An 18149-nucleotide genomic window follows, 5' to 3' on the forward strand; every position below is an offset into this window, starting at 1 on the left:
CCGACACCGTAGGCGGGCAAATCACGTCAAAGTATGTAATGACACTCGATCCTTGCCCGGGTGGGCATTGCCCCACCTACCCCGGATGTGGGCTCCGGCCCCCCGAAGCGCAGGATGGTGCGACCATGAGGCATGCTTTCCGCACGATAGCCAGGCGAGGGGATCGATGAGCGCAGAGACGGGCGGCCGCTCCGGCGGGCAGGGCAGGATCTCCCAGTGGCTGCGCGGCCGGCGTCCACGGCCGGACGCCGCGGCCGACTCCGCAAGCCGTGAGGAACTGCTGCTCGCCGCCGCGGAGGCCGGGCTGCCGCTCGCGCCCGCCGCCCATCCCTCCGCCTACCGGTGTTCCTGTGATCGCGTCGGGTGTCCCACCCCCGCGCGCCACCCGGTCTCGTTCGCCTGGCAGACGCAGTCCACGACCGACCGGGCGCAGATCGAGCGGTGGGCCCGGCATCAGCCGCTGGCCAACTTCATCACCGCGACCGGCATGGTGCACGACGTGCTGGACGTGCCGCTCGAAGCCGGGCAGGAGGCGCTCGAGCGGTTGCTCGCGTCCGGTGTCGAGGTCGGGCCCGTCGCCCTCTCGGGGGATGACCGGATGCTCTTCTTCACCGCCACGCGGGGTACGCCCGAGGACGAGGACGAGTGGTGGCCGTGCGAGCTGGACTGTCATCCCGAGACGATGGACGAGCATCCGGGGCTGCGGTGGCACTGCCGGGGGTCGTACGTGCTGGTGCCGCCGGCGCGGTTGGCCGGGGAGCTGACGGTGGAGTGGGCGCGGGGGCCCGAGCATCCGTTGCCGGATCCGTTGTCGTTGCTCGAGGTGCTGACCGACGAATGTGCTCGGTATGCGGGGGTCGAGCGGGAGCAGATTGCGGCGTGGCCGTTGCGGGGGTGACGGTGACTCCGTCGGGGTGGGTTCTTCGCCTGCGGGCCGGCTGTGGCTGGTCGCGCAGTTCCCCGCGCCCCTGAAAAGACTGCGCAGTTCCCCGCGCCCCTGAGGGTTGAGCTCTTCCCCGGGCGCCCGAAAGGACTGCGCAGCTCCCCGCGCCCCCCACAAAAAGCCTGCCGAACCTCGCACTCCCGCTGGAGCGCTATTCGCCCTTCGCCGCCGTCAGGCCCTGGATTCTGCCCAGGAACTGCACCTTTGGGTTCTGTGCGGACCTCGCGGGGTCCAGGACCGCCTGGTTGGAGATGGACTCCAGGGTGAGGGACTGCTTGGGCTCGCCCGTCATCAGGGCCTTCACGTCGGCGTTGGTGACGTTGATGGGGACGCCCTGGGCCGCCGTCTGCTTCTGGTAGTGGCGGGTCGTGAAGAAGACGAGGGCGCCGCCGTCCGTGGTGCGCAGGCCGACCGGAGCGTAGTCGCCGGAGGCCAGCGGCTCGTCGATGTACTGCTGGGCGAGACCGGGGCGGGCCGCGCTCGCCGCCCGGTCGGAGCGCCACTTGGTGGTGTGGGCGCCGGGGGCGAAGGCGTCGCCGCCGTCCTTCAGGTACGTCGCGTACTGCTGGGGCAGGCTCCTCGGGGCGACCGCCAGGTCCGCCGCGTCCGCCGTGACCGGCTCGGCCCAGCCGTCCTCGTCCTTCTTGAACTCCGGTATCTCCTTGGCGGCGGTGATCGTCAGATAGGAGACCTGCCACAGCTCGTTCGCGTCGCCACGGGTGAACACCAGCAGCCAACGGTCCTCACCACGGCCCTTGTTGGCCTTCGAGTCGGCGACGAACCAGCGCGGCCAGCCGGCCTTCTCGGGAATGGTGAACTCGGTGTCGGTGAGCGTCAAAGGCACGTAGTCGGGATTGCCGCCCGGCTGGTTCGTGCCACCGGCCTTCAGCTTCGCCCCGTCGATGTCCCCGAGGGCGCCCGTGACCCGGTCCGCGTCCAGGGACGGGTCGTTGGCGCCGTTCGCCTCGTTGTAGGCGGCGGTGAAGTCCTTCAGGGCGCGCGCGGCCTCGGCCTTCGTGGCCCCGGGGAGGATCTCCCGTTCCCCGTGCACCACCACGCACCCGCTCGCCGTCACCGACAGCACGGTCACCGAGGCCGCTGTCAGCGCGCTCCGGCCAAGCCTGCGAGGCCTACGTGGGCCGCGATCCCTGCTCATCAGGTGCCTTCACCTTCCCCTTCCCGGAGGCGAAACCCTACCGGGGCCGGGAAGGACGCGGGCGGCGGGATCACGTACCGGGCCCGCACTGTGATCTATTGCGCTCGCGGCGGGATCCCGGGCGTCCGTTGCGGACCGCTTCCGCCCGGTCTCAGACCTCTTCGACCTCCTCGCGGAGCGGAGCGGACGGCTTCGCCCCCGCCCGGTCGGACCGTTGGGGCGCCAGGAAGAACGCGAGCGTAGGCACCAGGTACGCGACCCACACGACGACCTGGACGACGGTCGGATCGGGCTGGAAGTTGAGGACGCCCTTCAGGAGCGTGCCGTACCAGCTGTCCGGGGGGATGGTCCCGCTGATGTCGAAGGCCTTGTTCGTCAGGCCCGGCAGGAAGTCCGCCTCCTGGAGGTCGTGGACGCCGTACGCGAGGACGCCCGCGGCCACGATCACCAGCATGCCGCCGGTCCAGGTGAAGAACTTGGCGAGGTCGATGCGGACCGCGCCCCGGTAGAAGAGGTAGCCGAGCACGACCGCGGTCAGGATGCCGAGAAGCACGCCGATCAGCGGGCCCTGGGTGCCGTCGCCCGACGCGCGCACGGACGCCCAGACGAACAGGGCCGTCTCCAGGCCCTCGCGCCCCACCGCCAGGAACGCCGTCGCGACCAGCGCACCCGTACCCATCCGCAGGGCCGCGTCCAGCTTGCCGTGCAGTTCGGACCTCAGGTGCCGGGCGGTCCGCCGCATCCAGAAGACCATCCACGTCACCAGGCCGACGGCGACGATGGACAGCGAACCACCGAGCGCCTCCTGCGCCTCGAACGTCAGCTCCTGGGAGCCGAATTCAAGGGCGAAGCCGAAGCCGAGGGCGATCCCCACCGCGACGCCGATGCCTATCCAGACGGGCTTCAGGGCGTCCCGGCGGTCCGTCTTCACCAGGTAGGCGATGAGGATGCAGACGACGAGGCTCGCCTCCAGGCCCTCGCGCAGACCGATCAGATAGTTGCCGAACACGGCCTACGCCTCCTTGGGGTCCTTCGAGAACAGCGCCCGGCCCCACCAGTCGTCCTTGTCACGGACGCCGGGCGGAATCGCGAAGATCGCTGAACCCACGTGCTGGATGTACTCGTTGAGCGCGTCCGGCGCCAGGCTCCGCTGCACCGGGATGAAGCCCTTGCGCACGTCCCGCTGGTAGGCGAGGAAGAACAGGCCCGCGTCCAGGCGGCCCAGCCCGTCCGTGCCGTCCGTGAAGGAGTAGCCGCGGCGCAGGAGCGTCGCCCCGGCGTTGGTGTCCGGGTGCGCGAGCCGTACGTGCGCGTCGGGCTTCATCGCCTTCAGGAACGGCTTGTCCCGCTCCTTCGCCTTCCCGACCGGAGCACCCTCGCCCTTGTCGCGGCCGAAGATGTCCTCCTGCTCCTGGAGGGAGGTCCGGTCCCACGTCTCGATGTTCATGCGGATGCGCCGGGCCACGAGGTACGAGCCGCCCGTCATCCAGGCCGGTCCGTCCTTCTCCTCGACCCACACGAACTTCTTCAGCCGGTCCGTCTCCGTGCCCGCGATGTTGCGGGTGCCGTCCTTGAACCCCATGAGGTTGCGGGGGGTCTGGGCCTCCGGAGTCGTCGAGGACGTCTTGCCGAAGCCCAGCTGGGACCAGCGGACGACGACCTTGCCGAAGCCGATCCGGGCAAGGTTGCGGATCGCGTGCACCGCGACCTGCGGGTCGTCCGCGCACGCCTGGACGCACAGGTCGCCGCCGCTGCGGTTCCCGTCGAGGTTGTCGCCCGCGAACTTCGGCAGCTCGACGAGGGCCTGCGGCCGCCGGTCCGCGAGGTCGAACCGCTCGAACAGCGAGGGGCCGAAACCGATGGTCAGGGTCAGCCGCGACGGCTTGAGCCCGAGCGCCTCACCGGTGTCGTCCGGCGGAGCCTCGGCCAGACCGCCGTACGCGCCCTCGCCCACCGCGTGCCCGGCGGTCATCCGCCGGGCCGCCTCGGTCCAGTCCTTCAGCAGCTGGACGAACGCGGCCCGGTCCGTCGTCTTCACGTCGAAGGCGGCGAAGTGCAGCCGGTCCTGCACCGGGGTGGCGATGCCCGCCTGGTGGGTGCCGTGGAAGGCGACCGCGGCGCCCGCCCCGGCGGCGGTCGGTTCGACGTCGTCGCCGCTGCGGGTCGCGGCCACCGCCCCGCCTGCCGCGGCGGCACCCAGCGCGAGCCCGGCACCGCCCCAGCCGATCAGCGAACGCCGGGACGGCGTACGGGAGTCGGAGCCCGCCCGGGCCGTGGAGTCCGCCTGGTCCGTGGAGCCGGTCCGGGCCGCGGAATCGGTCCGGCCGGCGGAATCACCGGCATTCGTGCTGTTCGCGGCGTCCGTGGGGTTCGTGGCGTCCGTCATGGCGTCAGGCCCCCCTACTTCACCACGGCGGCGGCGAGCTTGGACAGCGGCTCCGCGAGCGCGTTCACCGCGTCCGAGAGCTCCTTGCGGTCGGCCTTGCCGACCTTGTCGTACGAGGTGAACTCGTAGGAGTTCTTGTCCTTGCGGTACTTGTCCAGCAGCGTGTCGAGCGCCGCGAACTGCGTGTCGAGCTCCTTCGTCAGCGCCGCGTCGTTCTCCGAGGCGACCGGCTTCAGCAGCTCGTACGACTTCTCGGCGCCCTCGACGTTCGCCTTGAAGTCGACCAGGTCGGTGTGCGAGTAGCGCTCCTCCTCGCCGGTGACCTTGCCGGTGGCGACCTCGTCCAGGAGTTCCTTGGCGCCGTTGGCCATCGAGGTCGGGGTGATCTCCGCCTTGCCGACCCGGTTCTGCCAGTCCTCCAGGTCCTTGACCAACTGGTCGGCGAGCTCGGAGTCCCGGTCGGTGAGCTTCTTGTCCTTCCAGAGCGAGCGCTCCAGGCGGTGCCAGCCGGTCCAGTCCTTCTCCAGGTCCTGGCCCTCCTCCAGACCGTCCTCGCGCAGGTCGACCTTCGGGTCGATGTCGCCGAACGACTCGGCGACCGGCTCGGTCCGCTCCCAGCCGATGCGCGAGTCGGCGTAGGCCTTCTTCGCGGCCTCGATGTCACCGGCCTTGACGGCGTCGGTGAAGACCTTGGCCTTGGGCAGCGTCTCGTCCGCCTGCTCCTGCGCGTACTCCCGGTAGGAGGCGACCGCCGCGTCCAGGCGCGGGTCGCGCTCGGCGACCTTGCCGGTGCCGGTGGCCTTGACGTCCTGACGGATGCCCTTGCCCTTCATGCCGGGCTTGCAGGCGATCCGGTAGTCGCCCGCCTTCACCTCGGCGGTGACTTTCTGGCTGGTGCCGGGGCCTATGTTCTCGCGCTCGGTGACGATCCGGTCGTCGGGGAAGAGGAGATAGACCTCGGTGACCTTGGAGCCCTTGTTGGTCACGTCGATCTGGACGTGACCGGCGGGGAACTCCTTCTTCGACACCTCGCACTTGGTGTCCGTGGCCGTCACCTCGACGACACGGTCGTCGCCGGACGCGTCGCTCTTCTCGGTGCAACCCGTGACAGCGGCCAGCGCCGCCACGGTCGCGGCGGCGGTGACGGAGAGTCGGACGGCTCGCATACAGGCTCCAAGAGGGTCACAGGGCAGGCAGAGGTTCCGAGTGAGGCTGGCCTAACTTATCTGAGGCTTACCTGACCGAAAGACGCCCGTCCAGTGATTCAGCTCTCATGGACGCCGTATGAGCACGACCGGGTCACGGAGGCCCAATACACCCCCCACGTAACGGTCAAAGACGGGTCAAGAACCCCGCACGGGGGCCACCAGGACCCCACCGGTGCGCGGGTGGGCGAAGACCTCCACCGGCTGTTTGTAGACGTCCGAAAGCAGTCGGTCGGTGAAGACCTCGGCCGGCGCCCCGTCGGCCACCGCGCGCCCGGCGCACAGGATCACCACCCGGTGCGCGTACGCCGCCGCGAGGCCCAGATCGTGCAGCACCACGACCACCGCGTCCCCGTCGCGTGCCCTGTCCCGGCAGATCCGCAGCACCAGTTCCTGGTGCCGCAGGTCCAGAGCGGCCGTCGGCTCGTCGAGCAGCAGCAGCCGGGTCCGCTGGGCGAGCACCCGGGCGAGCGCGACCCTGGCCCGCTCGCCGCCGCTGAGCGCCGAGAAGGGCCGGGCCGCGAACTCGGTGACCTCCGTCGCCGCCATGGCCGCGGTCACCGCCTCGTCGTCCGTCTCCCTCGTGTACTCCTGCGCCCCGCCCGCCCAGGGCGCCCGCCCCATCCGTACGACCTCCTCGACCGGGAACGGGAAGGAGAGCGACGCGGACTGGGGGAGCACCGCCCGGCGCAGGGCCAGTTCGTGCGCCGACCAGCCGGACACGGGGCGGCCGTGGACGCGTACGACACCCGCGTCGGCCGGGAGGTCGGCGGCGAGCGCGCCCAACAGGGTGGACTTGCCCGCCCCGTTGGGGCCGACCAGTGCCAGCACCTCGCCCGCGCGGGCCCTGACGTCCACGCCGGACAGCACCTCGCGGGCGCCGAGCCGGACCCGCAGGGCCTCGGCCTCGGCGAGTACGTCGCCGGGCGCCACGGGGTCCGGCGGAGCGGTCCTCGTGCGGAGCCACCTCATGCCCAGCCTCCCTGCCTGCGACGGGTCCTGCGCAGCAGCCAGAAGAAGAACGGGCTGCCGAAGAGCGCGGTCAGTACACCGAGCGGCAGCTCGGCGGGCTCGGCGACGGTCCGGGCCGCGAGGTCGCCCGCGAGCAGCACCACCGCACCGCCCAGGGCGCTGCCCGGAAGGAGGAAACGATGACCCGGGCCCGCCGCCATGCGCAGCAGGTGCGGGACGACGAGCCCGACGAAACCGATGACGCCGGAGACGCTGACGGCCGCGGCGGTCAGCAGCGCGACCACCAGGACCAGGACGATCCGGAGCCGCTCGACGTCCACACCCAGGTGCCGCGCCGGACGCTCGCCGAGAGCCAGCAGGTCCAGCTTCCGTGCGTAGAGCGGAGCTACGACCAGTCCCGCCGCCGCGCACGGCAGCACCGCCAGCACCTTCGGCCAGGTCGCCTGGGAGAGCGAGCCGAGCTGCCAGAAGGTGATCTGGTTCACCGCCGCGGTGTCGGCCAGGAAGATGAACAGGCCGATCAGCGCGCCCGCGAAGGCGTTCACCGCGATACCGGTGAGGATCAGCGTCACGACCTCCGTACGGCCGCCCGAGCGGGACATCGAGTACACGAGCAGCGCCGTGCCGAGCCCCGCGACGAAGGCGAAGGCCGGAACCGTCCAGGTGCCGAGGAAGCCGAGACCGAGCGAGATCGCGGCCACCGCGCCGACCGCAGCCCCCGACGAGACGCCGATGACGCCCGGTTCGGCGAGCGGGTTGCCGAACACGCCCTGCATGAGCGCGCCCGCGCAGCCGAGCGAGGCACCGACGAGCAGTGCGAGCACGATCCGCGGGAAGCGCACGTTCCAGAGCACCGACTCGGGGACGCGGGGCAGTTCGCCGCCGCCCAGGCCCGCGCGGTGCGCGACGGACGCCAGGACGTCACCGGGCGGGATCTCGTACGCGCCGAGTCCGGCGGAGGCCAGGGTGAGCAGCAGGAGGAGGGCGGCCAGGCCGATGCCGAGCAGCCAGGTTGCGCCGCGACGGGACCGGCGGGGAGGGGGGCTCGCGGGCGGGGCCTGCGGGACCAGGCCCTCGTGGGCGGCGGCCTTGTCGGTCACGGTCACTCGGTGTCCTCGTACAACTGGCTGACGATGGACTTGAGTACCTGGTCCGTGCGGGGGCCGTAGTTGAGGAGGACACCGTCCTCGACCGAGACGACCCGGCGGTCCATCCCGGCGGGGGTCTGTGCGACGCCCGGAATCCCGACCAGGCCGTCCATGCCGCCGACGGACTCCAGGCCCTTGGACATGACGAGGATCGCGTCGGGGGCAGCCTGGGCGAGGGCCTCCGTGGTGATCGCTGTGAAGTCCTTCTTCAGACCCGCCTCGGCGCCTGCGTCCACGGCACCGGCCGCTTCGAGCAGGGAGGTGGCCCCCGAGCCCCTGCCTCCGATCAGATAGACGGACGCGGAGCCGCGGAGGTACAGGAACGCCACACGCGGCTTGTCGGTGCGCTGCGGAATGTCCTTGCGCACGGCGGCGATCCGCTGTTCGGAGCGCCGGGTCAGTTCCTTCCCCGCGGCGCTGACTCCGAGGGCGTCGGCGACCGCCTCGATCCGCGGGCCCACGTCGTCGAGGCCCCGGGCCGGGGCGACGACGAGGACGGGTATGCCCGCGTCGCGGATCTGGCTCATCGCCTCCGCCGGCCCGGTGGTCGCCTCGGCGAGCACGAGGTCGGGCTTCAGCGACAGCACGCTCTCCGCGGAGACGTCGTGGTTGCGGGTGACCACCGGCAGTTTCTCCGCCTGCGCGAAGGTGGCGGTGATGTCACGGGCGACGACACGGTCGCCGAGGCCCAGGGTGAAGACGATCTCGCTGAGGCTGCCGGAGAGCGGCACGACGCGTCCGGCGTCCTCGACCGTGACGTCACGGCCGTCGGACGAGCGCACGGTGACCGGGAGCCGGGGGGCGGGGGTGTCCGTCAGGGGCTCGACACGGTCTGCGGCGGCGCCGGCCCCGGCCTCGGCCGCCGGCTCGCTCGCGGACGATCCCGCCTCGGAGGAACAGCCCGTCGCCGTGATCGCCAGCACCGCAAGCAGTGCTCCCGCCACTCGTACACGCATGCGTCGCACGACCGCGTCTGTCCTTCCGGTTGACCGGTACGGCAGGGGCCGCGCCCCTGTCAGGGGCGCGGGGAACCGCGCGACCAGCCACGACCGGCCGGCTGCCGACAAGAACCCGCGGTCCCTCTTCTGTCTCATCCGGTGCTTCCCGCCCCGGCGGACATAGCTTAGGTTAGCCTTACCTATCTCGCCAGGATGGCATCACATCCGGCCAGATCCCGCCCGCTCCGGAGGACGTCCATGCCCTCGCACCCACGCACCTGCGTGACCCTGCTCTGTGCAGCGGTCCTGGTGGCACTGCTCCCGGCCGGCCAGGCCCAGGCGGCGAACCGGACCGTGCAGGGCGGCCGCCTGGACTGGGGCATCAAATCCTCCTTCCAGAGCTACGTCACCGGACCGATAGCAAACGGCTCCTTCTCGCTCACCGGTGGCGCCGCAACGGTCGGCGGCAGCCAGTTCCGCTTCCACTCGGCGACCGGCACGTACGACGGCTCCTCGGGCTCCTTCAACGCCGGTTTCTCCGGCGGAGTCCACTTCCTCGGCCACAAGAAGGGCGACGGCAGCCACCAGCTCGACCTGACGATCAGCCGCCCCACCGTCCGCCTCGCGGGCAACGGCGGCACCCTCTACGCCGACGTCACCAGCAAGGCGAAGGGCACCGGGGCGGTCACGACGTCCTCACAGGTGCCCTTCGCCTCCCTCTCGTTGGGCGGCATCGACATGAAGGGCGGCGGCAACGCCGTCCAGCTGAACAACCTGCCCGCCACGCTGACCGCCCAGGGCGCCAAGTCCTTCGCCGGGTACTACACGGCGGGCACCGCCCTCGACCCGGTCAGCCTCTCCGCGGACGTGAAGCCGGCGGCCGCCGCCGAGCCGTCGCGTACGCCGACCCCCTCCCCGTCCAAGTCCAAGGCGAAGAAGGAGACTTCCGGCCGGATCGAGGACGGCGCCGTCGACTGGGGTGTGCGCAGGACCTTCCGCGAGTACGTCACCGGAGCCATCGCCGACGGCGAGTGGAAGCTCAGCGGGGGCGCCCAGGACGGCGGTGCGCTCTTCCGCTTCCCCGAGGGCTCGGGCACCTACGACGAGAAGAAACAGACCCTCGACGCGACCTTCGCCGGAGCCGTCCGCTTCACCGGCGAACAGGGCCTCGACCTGGAGCTCGGCAAGGTACGGACCGAGGTCACGGACAGCGGGAAGGGCACGCTCTACGCCGACGTCACCAGCGGCAGCGCCACGGAGAAGAAGGTGCCGCTCGTCATCTTCACCGCCAAGGACCTCAAGCCGAAGGACGGCCTCGCCCGGGTGACCGAGGCGCCCGCGAAGCTCACCGCCGAAGGGGCCGAGGCCTTCGGCGGGATGTACAGGGCGGGCACGGCGATGGACCCGGTCTCCCTCGCCGTCGCACTGACCGACAGCGCGGAACTGCCCGCCCTGCCCGATCTGGGCAGCACGGAGTCGGCCACTCCCGAAGCCGCCGCGGACGAGCCGAAGACCGCGGAGCCCAGGACGGAGGCCACCGCGAGCGAGACGGGCTTCCCCGTCCTGCCCGTCGGCCTCGCGGCCGCTTCCCTGATCGCGGTGGCCGCCGCCCTTCTCGTCGTCCGCAGGCGCCGTGCGCGGCCGGCCGGCGGCGCCCCCGAAGAGAGCTGAACTCTCCACCGCCGTCCGCCGGTCGAGCGGACTCCCGCCCACCTATCCGAGGAGAAACACGACCATGGCCGCCAACCGCCGCCGTCCCACAGCCCTCGCCGCAGCCTGCGCGACCGCCCTCACGCTCGGCGCCACCGCGATCGCCGCGACCTCCGCGTCCGCCGCCGAAGTGCCGCTCAAGGGCTACGAGTTGACCTGGGGCATCAAGCAGTCGTACCGCTCGTACGTCACCGGGGTGGCGGGCGGCAGCTTCACGCCCGAGGGCGGCGCCACCCAGGCCAAGGACAACGGCGCGTTCACCTTCGTCAACGGCACGGGGAGCTACGACTCCGAGGCCCACACCGTGGCACTCGGCTTCGAAGGTTCCCTGAAGATCGTCTCCAAGCCGCACGGCTTCGAACTCGCCCTCTCCGACGTCAAGTTCGACAGCAAGGCCGCCAAAGTCACCGCCGACGTGACGAAGAGCGGCACGACCCAGCAGGACGTGCCGCTCGCCGAGGTCACCGTCAACCGCACGATGACGGAGATGGCGACCAAGCTGACGAAGGAGGCCGGAGACGTCCTCGGCAGCGCCAGTTACACGGGTGCGGCCGGTGACCCCCTGACCGTGCTGGAGAAGAAGACCGAGTCGCCGAACCCGACACCCTCGGGCTCCACGACCCCGTCGGCCACCCCCTCCACCACGCCGTCCGGCACTCCCTCGGGCACTCCGTCCACCACGCCCTCCACGGACCCGACGGGGTCCACGAGCCCGGCCCCCTCGCCCACCGGGGCGGACACCGCGGGCGACATCACCGACGGCAGCCTCGGCTGGGGCGTCAAGCAGTCCTTCCGTACGTACGTCGTGGACGGCGTGGCCAAGGGCAAGGTCACCGTCTCGGGCGGGGCCTCGCAGGCGTCCGGCAACGGGATCTTCACCTTCGCCGACGCCACCGGCACCTACGACACGGACGCCGACACCCTCAAGGCCTCCTTCAAGGGCTCGGTCAACTTCAAGGGCCACGAGGACAACGGCAGTTACGGCCTCGACCTCACCCTCAGCAACCTCAAGACGGCGATCGACGGCCGCTCCGGCAGGCTGACCGCCGACGTCGACAGCCTCGGTGAGAAGTCCGCCGACGTGACCCTCGCCGAGCTCAGGCCCAAGTCCGCCGACCTGACGGCGAAGAACGACGTCATCACCCTCGACGACGTCACCGCCACCCTCACGAAGGCGGGCGCCGAGGCCTTCGGCGGCTTCTACCAGGCCGGCGCCGAACTCGACCCGGTCGACCTCTCGGTGTCCCTGTCCGAGGACGCCGAACTCCCGGACACCGGCCCGACGTCGTCCACCGGCACGACGGGCGGCACGACCTCCGGCGGTGCGGGTACGACCGGCTCCACCACGGGCGGGGTGACGGGCGGCCTCGCCTCCACCGGCTCCGACGTCCCCGTCGGCGCGCTCGGAGCCGCCGCCGCGGTCACCGTCGCGGCGGGCGCGGCCGTGGTGTTCGCCGTACGCCGCCGCCGTATGACGGGCTCCGCCCAGGCCTGACCCGAAGGCGACACGCACCCGGCCGCCGGCCCCCGCCCCGGGGACGGCGGCCGGATGCGTGTGCGCAGGCCCGGTGGTGTTTGAATGCCCGCGTGACTGATTACGACGTGCTGCGGGTCTTCTGCGGGCCGCGCGGTGAGTACGGCAACGAACTCGGGGTCGTGCGGGAGGGTTCCGTACTGCCCGAGCAGGACGAGCGGCAGGCGTTCGCGGCCAAACTCGGATTCAGCGAGACGGTGTTCGTGGACGACCCCGAACGCGGGGTCATCGACATCTACACACCCAGCGTGCGGTTGCCCTTCGCCGGATACCCCTGCGTCGGTGTGGCCTGGCTGCTCGACGTGCCCGAACTCGTCACGCCCGCGGGCGTGGTGGGCACCCGGCTCGACGGAGAGTTCACCTGGATCGAGGCCCGCCCGGAGTGGGCACAGCCGCGCACCCTGCGCAGGTACACCACGGCCGCCGAGGTCGACGCGCTGGAGGTGCCGCCGGCGGGGGACTGGGTCTACGCCTGGGCGTGGGAGGACGAGGCGGCGGGCCGCGTCCGCGCTCGTGGCTTCCCCGGCCGGGGCGACGGCGTCCAGGAGGACGAGGCGACGGGCGCCGCGGCCCTCCAGCTGACGGCCCGGCTGGGCCGCGCCCTGAACATCGTCCAGGGCGCCGGTTCACAGCTCCTCACGGCTCCGCAGCCGGAGGGCTGGGTGGAACTGGGCGGCAGAGTGTTCCTCGAACGCTGAACACCACGCGAGCGCACCCCGAAGGGGCACGGGACGCCGCGATCCTGTGCCTTCGAGGGTGCGGGGAACGGCGCAGTCCTCGAGGGGTGCGGGGAGCCGCGCGACCGGCCACAGCCGACCCGCACCCGAAAACACGCCCCCGGTGGAACGTCACGCGCTGAGGCGGAACTCCTCGCCCAGCGCCTGGAACACCCCGGTGTTCAAAGCGAACGCCCGCCGGCACTCGGCGACGATCCGCTGCTTCTCCAGGTCGTCCGCCAGGACACCGTCGAGCAGCTCGCGATACCCCCGCTTGAACGCCGCCGGGTTCCCGATGTCCTCGAAGACGTAGAACCGCACCCCGTCGCCCTTGCGAGCGAACCCCCAGGTCTGCTCCGCCTTGCCGCGGATGATCTGCCCGCCGGAGAGGTCACCGAGGTAGCGCGTGTAATGGTGCGCGACATACCCGCCGGGCCATGTACGGGCGCACTCGGCGACCCGGGCCGCGTACTCCTCGGTCGCCGGCAGCGCGGTGAGTCCCTCGCGCCAGCCCGCACCCCGCAGATGGGCCAGATCCCGCTCCAGGGAGGCGAGCCGCAGCAGCTCGGGCCGGATGAACGGGCCCGCCACCGGATCGGCCGCCAGCTCCCGCGCGCCCGACTCCAGCGCCTCGTACACGAACCACAGCTGTTCGGTGTAGCGCGCGTACGCGTCCACGCCGAGACTGCCGCCGAGCAGGTCGCTCATGAACGTCGAGGTCTCCGCCTCCACGTGCTGCTCGTGCGACGCGGTGCGGATGAGCGTCGAGAACGGTGTGCTCGACGAGTTCATGAAGACCTCCGGGGCCGAAGGGAGACGGGAGCCGGGCCCATCTTCTATGGTTAGGCTTACCTAAGTCAACGATTTTCCCGACGTCCTGTCGGCAAAATCGTACCCCGGATGCCCGTCCGGTCCACATGAAGAAGCCGCCCACTCTGTGCGAGCGGGCGGCTTCGGAGAAAAGGCAGGTGGGACTGGGCCCCACGGCTACGGGAGGGTGAGCACCTCGGCCCCGGTGTCGGTGACGACGAGGGTGTGCTCGAACTGCGCGGTCCGCAGCCGGTCCTTCGTGACGACCGTCCACCCGTCGTCCCACATGTCGTACTCGTGGGTCCCCAGCGTCAGCATCGGTTCGATCGTGAAGGTCATCCCCGGCTGGATCACGGTCGTCGCGTGCGGGCTGTCGTAGTGGGGGACGATCAGGCCGGAGTGGAACGCCGAGTTGATGCCGTGCCCGGTGAAGTCCCGCACGACCCCGTACCCGAACCGCTTCGCGTACGACTCGATGACCCGGCCGATGATGTTGATCTGACGGCCCGGCCGGACCGCCTTGATGGCACGGTCGAGGGACTCACGGGTCCGCTCGACGAGCAGCCGCGACTCCTCGTCCACGTCGCCGACGAGATAGGTGGCGTTGTTGTCGCCGTGCACGCCCCCGATGTACGCCGTCACGTCGAGGTTGATGATGTCGCCGTCCCGCAGGACCGTGGAGTCCGGGATGCCGTGACAGATCACCTCGTTCACGGAGGTGCACAGGGACTTCGGGAAACCGCGGTAGCCGAGCGTGGACGGGTAGGCGCCGTGGTCGCACATGTACGCGTGGGCGACCCGGTCCAGTTCGTCCGTGGTGACACCGGGCGCGATGAGCTTCGCGGCCTCCGCCATCGCCCGCGCGGCGATCCGGCCGGCGACACGCATCGCCTCGATCGTCTCGGGCGTCTGCACCTCCGGCCCGGTGTACGGGGTCGGCGCGGGTTTGCCGACGTACTCGGGGCGGCGGATGTTTCCGGGCACGGTACGGATGGGGGACAGCTCCCCTGGAACGAGCAGCGACTGGCCAGACATGCCAGGGAGTCTAACCAGCGGGGATGGGGGAACATGTCGGTGGCGAGAGGAGCTGGTCATGGCCCTGTTCAAGAAGCGGACGGTCGGGAAACCGGGCGAGTGGTACTACTGCCTGGAACACAAGAAGGTCGAGGAAGGCCCCGAGTGCCCCGCGAAGGACCGCTTCGGTCCCTACGCCACGAGGTCCGAGGCGCAGCACGCGATGGACACCGCCCGGGAGCGCAACGCCGAATGGGAGAACGACCCCCGCTGGCACGATTCCGCGGCGCGGGGCTCGGAGAACGACTAGCGGACGACCGGCCACGGTCGTCGGCCCGCGGGTTCGTCGTGGCCGGTCGCGCCGGTCCCCGCGCCCCTGACGGGGCGCGGGTCCGCGGCTAGGAACCGCCGCCGGCGGCCGCCTCCCGCGCCTCCTTCAACCGCACCGCGTGCTCGTTGGTCCGCACGTCGTACGTCATCAGCTTGGGCAGGCACACCGCCAGCGCCCCCACCGCGGCCACGCACAGCACACCACCGGCCCACACCGACGCCCGCACGTTCATCCACGCGGCCATCCCGCCGGCACGGACCTGGCCCAGCTGGGGCCCCACCGAGTACGACAGCAGCTCGATGCCGGCCAGCCGCCCGCGCAGCTCGTCCGGGATCGTCTGGTTCCACATCGCCGCCCGGAAGATCCCGCTGACCATGTCGAAGCAGCCGCCCAGGGTCAGGAAGAGCAGCACCAGCCAGACGCTGTGAGAGGCTCCCGCGGCCACCATCGCGAGCCCCCAGAACGCCGCCGCCAGCACCACCATCCGCCCGTGCCGGTGGATCCGCGAGGTCCACCCGCTCGTCAGGCTCACCAGCAGCGCCCCGGCGGGCAGCGCCGCGTACATCAGCCCGAGCGACCACTCGGCGTCCAGCTCGTCCGCGAGGAAGGGCAGCACGGCGAGCGGGAAGGCGAAGAACATGGCGGCCAGGTCGATCGCGTACGTCCCCAGCAGCTCCTTGCGGCTCCACGCGTACCGGGCGCCCTCCACGATCGACCTCAGTGACGGCTTCGCCGCCTCGTGCGCGGCGGGGGACGAGGCGAGGCCCAGGACGAGGACGAGCGAGACCACGAAGGTCGCGAGGTCGGCGGCATAGGCCCAGCCGAGCCCCGCGTACGCCACGACGAGCCCCGCGAGGGCCGGCCCGGCGACCCCGCCGACCGTCCAGCGCAGCGAGTTGAGCGCGGCGGCCGCCGGCAGGTGCTCGTGTCTGACGATGCGCGGGGTGAGCGCGTCCAGCGCCGGCCGCTGGACCGCGACGAGCGCGGAGGAGAGCGCGGCGACGGCGTACAGCGGCCACACCACGGGATCCGGGAGCAGCGCGTTGACGAGCAGCGCGACCGAGAGCAGCCCCTGCCCCGCCTCCGTCCAGACGATCAGCTTCCGCTTATCCAGGGCGTCGGCGAGCGCCCCGCCGTACAGCCCGAACACGATCAGCGGTACGAGTTCCACGGCGCCGATCGCGCCGACGGCCACCACGGACCCGGTGAGTTCCTTCATCTGCACCGGCAGCGCGACGAACGTCAGGAAGCTGCCGAAGTTGGTGATGAGCCCGGCCACCCACAGCCGCCGGAAGTCGGGGGAGGTCCGCCACGGGGCGAGATCGGGCAGCAGCGCGCGCAGCCGCGAGGCGCCGGCGCCGGCACCGGGGGCAGGAGCCGGGGCGCCGGCATCGTCGTCGGCATCGCGTTCCGTCAGTTCCGTCACGACGGGACATGCTCCGTCGTGGGCCCGGCCGGTACAAACGCTTTTCCGGCCGCCAGAGGCTTTCAGGTCACCAGCGCGCCGGCGGCGGTGCCGTCAACCGGTCGGCCAGCCGCGACAACCGGTCCCCCAAACGCCGGCGGCCCCGGGGCGCGGGCAGCGAGTTCTCCCCGGCCGCCGCACTGACCAGGTGCTGCACGGTGTCCAGGTCCAGGTCCGGTTCGCACGGCACCGCCAGCGCCTCGTGCGCCATCGCGTGCAGCTCGCGGTCGCCGGAGTCCAGGGCGAGGACCGTCGCCCCGGCCCGGCGCGCGTCGTGCACCCGCTCCAGGAGCGGGGCGCCCGGCGCGCCCGGCGCCACGACGAGCAGGGTCTCGCCCCGCCGGGCCGCCTCGATCCGGCCGAGTCCCACGGCCAGATGGGCCGGGTCACCGGGCCGCGCCCCGTGCCGTACGAGCGTCGGCGTCAGCTCGGGCGTGCCCGACCAGGCGGCCTCGTCCACCAGATGCGCCGCCAGGTGCCACGGCTCGTACTCCACCGTCCCCACCAGCAGCAGCCCGCCCCCGTGGGGCAGCACGGACGACCGCAGCGCCCCCGCGAACCGCCGGGTCGCCCCCAGCCACTCGGTCCCGGCGAGCACTTCGCGCAACAAGGCCACCCGTACGGCATCCATGCGCACGCATCCTGCCGCAACCGGCCACTCGACAGGTGGAGTTCACCATGAATTCGCCCGACGTGGGCAGAGTGCCCCACTCACTCGGCAAGGGGAGGTTGTCATGACCAGCAGCGAGGTGTCCGTGCCGTTCCGGGCCGGACAGGAGGGCTACGCGAGCTTCCGCATCCCGGCCGTCGTCGCCACGGCGGAAGGAACCCTGCTCGCCTTCTGCGAGGGCCGGGTCGGCTCCCGCGACGACTTCGGGAACATCGACATCGTGCTGAAGCGGTCCACGGACGGGGGACTGACCTGGGGGCCGCTCCAGGTCGCCGCGGAGAACGGCGACGCACTCGCCGGAAACCCGGCCCCCGTCGTCCTCGGCACCGGCCGGATCCTGCTCGTCCACGTCCGCAACGCCGCCCTCGCCACCGAGGACGCCATCCGCCGCGGCACGGTGAGCGCCGCCGACGGACGCCGCGTCTGGATCTGCCACAGCGACGACGACGGGCTGACCTGGTCGCGCCCGAAGGAGATCACCGGGCAGACGAAGAAGCCGGCCTGGCGCTGGTACGCCACCACCCCGGGCCACGCCCTGCGGCTGACCGGCGGACGGATCGTCGTACCCGCCAACCACTCCCTCCCGCCGGCCGGCGCCGACAACGGCACCGAGGGCAAGTACAACGGCGGGCACTGCCTGCTCAGCGACGACCACGGCGAGAGCTGGACCATCGGGTACGTCGACGACAACACCGACGGCTACATCAACGTGAACGAGACCACCGCCGCCGAACTCCCCGACGGCCGCGTCTACTTCAACACCCGCACCGACTCCACCGCCCCCGGCACCCGCGCGGACGCCTGCTCCCGGGACGGCGGCCGGACCCTCCTCAAGCGCTTCCGCCCGCAGGCCGGCCTCACCGGTCCCGTCGTCGAGGGCAGCGTGCTCCAGCTCCGCGACCCCGACGTCCTGCTCTACTCCGGCCCCGCCGACCCAGGCTTCCGCGCCCTGATGACGATCCGCGCCAGCACCGACGACGGCGTCACCTGGCGGTCGGCGCACACCGTGGACGGACTGCCCGCCGCGTACTCCGACCTCGTGCGCGTCGACGCCGACACCCTCGGACTCCTCTACGAGACGGGCGACTTCGGCGCGTACGAGACGATCACCTTCCGGCGGATCCCCGTGACCGCCCTCACCTGACCGGCAC

At 71.6% G+C, this 18149-nt stretch carries 17 protein-coding genes; 6 read left to right on the forward strand and 11 right to left on the reverse strand.

Features of this window, described 5'->3' with window-relative positions; translation table 11 throughout:
• Positions 1–166 precede the first annotated feature (166 nt).
• Complete coding sequence (locus O1Q96_RS09820) at positions 167–898, forward strand: bifunctional DNA primase/polymerase (RefSeq protein WP_269247794.1); 732 nt, start codon at positions 167–169, stop codon at positions 896–898.
• A 196-nt stretch (positions 899–1094) separates the two neighbouring features.
• Here O1Q96_RS09820 and O1Q96_RS09825 read toward each other — a convergent pair whose 3' ends face one another.
• The 7 genes from O1Q96_RS09825 to O1Q96_RS09860 form a co-directional block, all read right to left on the reverse strand.
• Positions 1095–2099, reverse strand: a complete 1005-nt coding sequence (locus O1Q96_RS09825; protein WP_269247795.1) for an SCO2278 family lipoprotein — start codon at positions 2097–2099, stop codon at positions 1095–1097.
• A 151-nt stretch (positions 2100–2250) separates the two neighbouring features.
• Positions 2251–3108: an iron uptake transporter permease EfeU gene (gene efeU / locus O1Q96_RS09835; RefSeq protein ID WP_269247796.1), complete on the reverse strand. Its 858-nt coding sequence runs from the start codon at positions 3106–3108 to the stop codon at positions 2251–2253.
• Between the two features lie 3 nt (positions 3109–3111).
• Positions 3112–4485, reverse strand: coding sequence for an iron uptake transporter deferrochelatase/peroxidase subunit (gene efeB, locus O1Q96_RS09840; protein WP_269247797.1), 1374 nt, complete (start codon positions 4483–4485; stop codon positions 3112–3114).
• A 14-nt stretch (positions 4486–4499) separates the two neighbouring features.
• Complete coding sequence (efeO, locus tag O1Q96_RS09845; RefSeq protein WP_269247798.1) at positions 4500–5651, reverse strand: iron uptake system protein EfeO; 1152 nt, start codon at positions 5649–5651, stop codon at positions 4500–4502.
• Positions 5652–5828: 177 nt separating this feature from the next.
• Positions 5829–6662: a heme ABC transporter ATP-binding protein gene (locus tag O1Q96_RS09850; protein WP_269247799.1), complete on the reverse strand. Its 834-nt coding sequence runs from the start codon at positions 6660–6662 to the stop codon at positions 5829–5831.
• Positions 6659–7768 carry a FecCD family ABC transporter permease gene (locus O1Q96_RS09855; protein WP_419586618.1) on the reverse strand — a complete coding sequence of 370 codons (1110 nt, stop codon included), beginning with the start codon at positions 7766–7768 and terminating at the stop codon, positions 6659–6661. The genes O1Q96_RS09850 and O1Q96_RS09855 overlap by 4 nt, the downstream gene beginning before the upstream one ends.
• Positions 7765–8766 carry a heme/hemin ABC transporter substrate-binding protein gene (locus O1Q96_RS09860; protein WP_269253552.1) on the reverse strand — a complete coding sequence of 334 codons (1002 nt, stop codon included), beginning with the start codon at positions 8764–8766 and terminating at the stop codon, positions 7765–7767. Before O1Q96_RS09860 ends, O1Q96_RS09855 begins: the two co-directional genes overlap by 4 nt.
• Positions 8767–9006: 240 nt before the next feature.
• On the opposite strand from O1Q96_RS09860, the gene O1Q96_RS09865 reads away from it, so the two are divergent.
• From O1Q96_RS09865 to O1Q96_RS09875, 3 genes are all read left to right on the forward strand, one after another.
• Complete coding sequence (locus tag O1Q96_RS09865; RefSeq protein WP_269247800.1) at positions 9007–10419, forward strand: HtaA domain-containing protein; 1413 nt, start codon at positions 9007–9009, stop codon at positions 10417–10419.
• Positions 10420–10483: 64 nt separating this feature from the next.
• On the forward strand, positions 10484–11953 hold the full coding sequence (locus O1Q96_RS09870; RefSeq protein WP_269247801.1) for an HtaA domain-containing protein: 1470 nt from the start codon (positions 10484–10486) through the stop codon (positions 11951–11953).
• A gap of 92 nt (positions 11954–12045) precedes the next feature.
• Positions 12046–12690: a PhzF family phenazine biosynthesis protein gene (locus tag O1Q96_RS09875; RefSeq protein WP_269247802.1), complete on the forward strand. Its 645-nt coding sequence runs from the start codon at positions 12046–12048 to the stop codon at positions 12688–12690.
• A gap of 150 nt (positions 12691–12840) precedes the next feature.
• Here O1Q96_RS09875 and O1Q96_RS09880 read toward each other — a convergent pair whose 3' ends face one another.
• Positions 12841–13500, reverse strand: coding sequence for a biliverdin-producing heme oxygenase (locus tag O1Q96_RS09880; RefSeq protein WP_269247803.1), 660 nt, complete (start codon positions 13498–13500; stop codon positions 12841–12843).
• Between the two features lie 195 nt (positions 13501–13695).
• Positions 13696–14553, reverse strand: coding sequence for a type I methionyl aminopeptidase (gene map, locus O1Q96_RS09885; RefSeq protein ID WP_269247804.1), 858 nt, complete (start codon positions 14551–14553; stop codon positions 13696–13698).
• 58 nt (positions 14554–14611) lie between these two features.
• Here map and O1Q96_RS09890 point away from each other — a divergent pair, with 58 nt between their 5' ends.
• A complete protein-coding gene (locus O1Q96_RS09890; RefSeq protein WP_269247805.1) occupies positions 14612–14842 on the forward strand; it encodes a hypothetical protein in 231 nt (76 codons plus the stop codon).
• Between the two features lie 88 nt (positions 14843–14930).
• Here O1Q96_RS09890 and O1Q96_RS09895 read toward each other — a convergent pair whose 3' ends face one another.
• The gene (locus O1Q96_RS09895; RefSeq protein ID WP_269253553.1) at positions 14931–16205 is read right to left on the reverse strand and encodes an MFS transporter; all 1275 of its coding nucleotides are present in this window, start codon (positions 16203–16205) and stop codon (positions 14931–14933) included.
• A gap of 151 nt (positions 16206–16356) precedes the next feature.
• Entirely contained in the window at positions 16357–16959 is a 603-nt protein-coding gene (locus tag O1Q96_RS09900; protein WP_269247806.1) for a hypothetical protein, read from the reverse strand.
• A 103-nt stretch (positions 16960–17062) separates the two neighbouring features.
• On the opposite strand from O1Q96_RS09900, the gene O1Q96_RS09905 reads away from it, so the two are divergent.
• On the forward strand, positions 17063–18142 hold the full coding sequence (locus tag O1Q96_RS09905) for a sialidase family protein (protein ID WP_269247807.1): 1080 nt from the start codon (positions 17063–17065) through the stop codon (positions 18140–18142).
• Positions 18143–18149 lie beyond the last annotated feature (7 nt).

The sequence above is a fragment of the Streptomyces aurantiacus genome, from assembly GCF_027107535.1.
Classification (GTDB): domain Bacteria; phylum Actinomycetota; class Actinomycetes; order Streptomycetales; family Streptomycetaceae; genus Streptomyces.

Coding starts and splice junctions, on each gene's coding strand:
- O1Q96_RS09820 (WP_269247794.1), top strand. CDS start 167: ATGAGCGCAGAGACGGGCGGCCGCTCCGGCGGGCAGGGCAGGATCTCC.
- O1Q96_RS09825 (WP_269247795.1), bottom strand. CDS start 2,099: ATGAGCAGGGATCGCGGCCCACGTAGGCCTCGCAGGCTTGGCCGGAGC.
- efeB (WP_269247797.1), bottom strand. CDS start 4,485: ATGACGGACGCCACGAACCCCACGGACGCCGCGAACAGCACGAATGCC.
- efeO (WP_269247798.1), bottom strand. CDS start 5,651: ATGCGAGCCGTCCGACTCTCCGTCACCGCCGCCGCGACCGTGGCGGCG.
- O1Q96_RS09850 (WP_269247799.1), bottom strand. CDS start 6,662: ATGAGGTGGCTCCGCACGAGGACCGCTCCGCCGGACCCCGTGGCGCCC.
- O1Q96_RS09860 (WP_269253552.1), bottom strand. CDS start 8,766: ATGCGTGTACGAGTGGCGGGAGCACTGCTTGCGGTGCTGGCGATCACG.
- O1Q96_RS09865 (WP_269247800.1), top strand. CDS start 9,007: ATGCCCTCGCACCCACGCACCTGCGTGACCCTGCTCTGTGCAGCGGTC.
- O1Q96_RS09870 (WP_269247801.1), top strand. CDS start 10,484: ATGGCCGCCAACCGCCGCCGTCCCACAGCCCTCGCCGCAGCCTGCGCG.
- O1Q96_RS09880 (WP_269247803.1), bottom strand. CDS start 13,500: ATGAACTCGTCGAGCACACCGTTCTCGACGCTCATCCGCACCGCGTCG.
- map (WP_269247804.1), bottom strand. CDS start 14,553: ATGTCTGGCCAGTCGCTGCTCGTTCCAGGGGAGCTGTCCCCCATCCGT.
- O1Q96_RS09890 (WP_269247805.1), top strand. CDS start 14,612: ATGGCCCTGTTCAAGAAGCGGACGGTCGGGAAACCGGGCGAGTGGTAC.
- O1Q96_RS09900 (WP_269247806.1), bottom strand. CDS start 16,959: ATGGATGCCGTACGGGTGGCCTTGTTGCGCGAAGTGCTCGCCGGGACC.
- O1Q96_RS09905 (WP_269247807.1), top strand. CDS start 17,063: ATGACCAGCAGCGAGGTGTCCGTGCCGTTCCGGGCCGGACAGGAGGGC.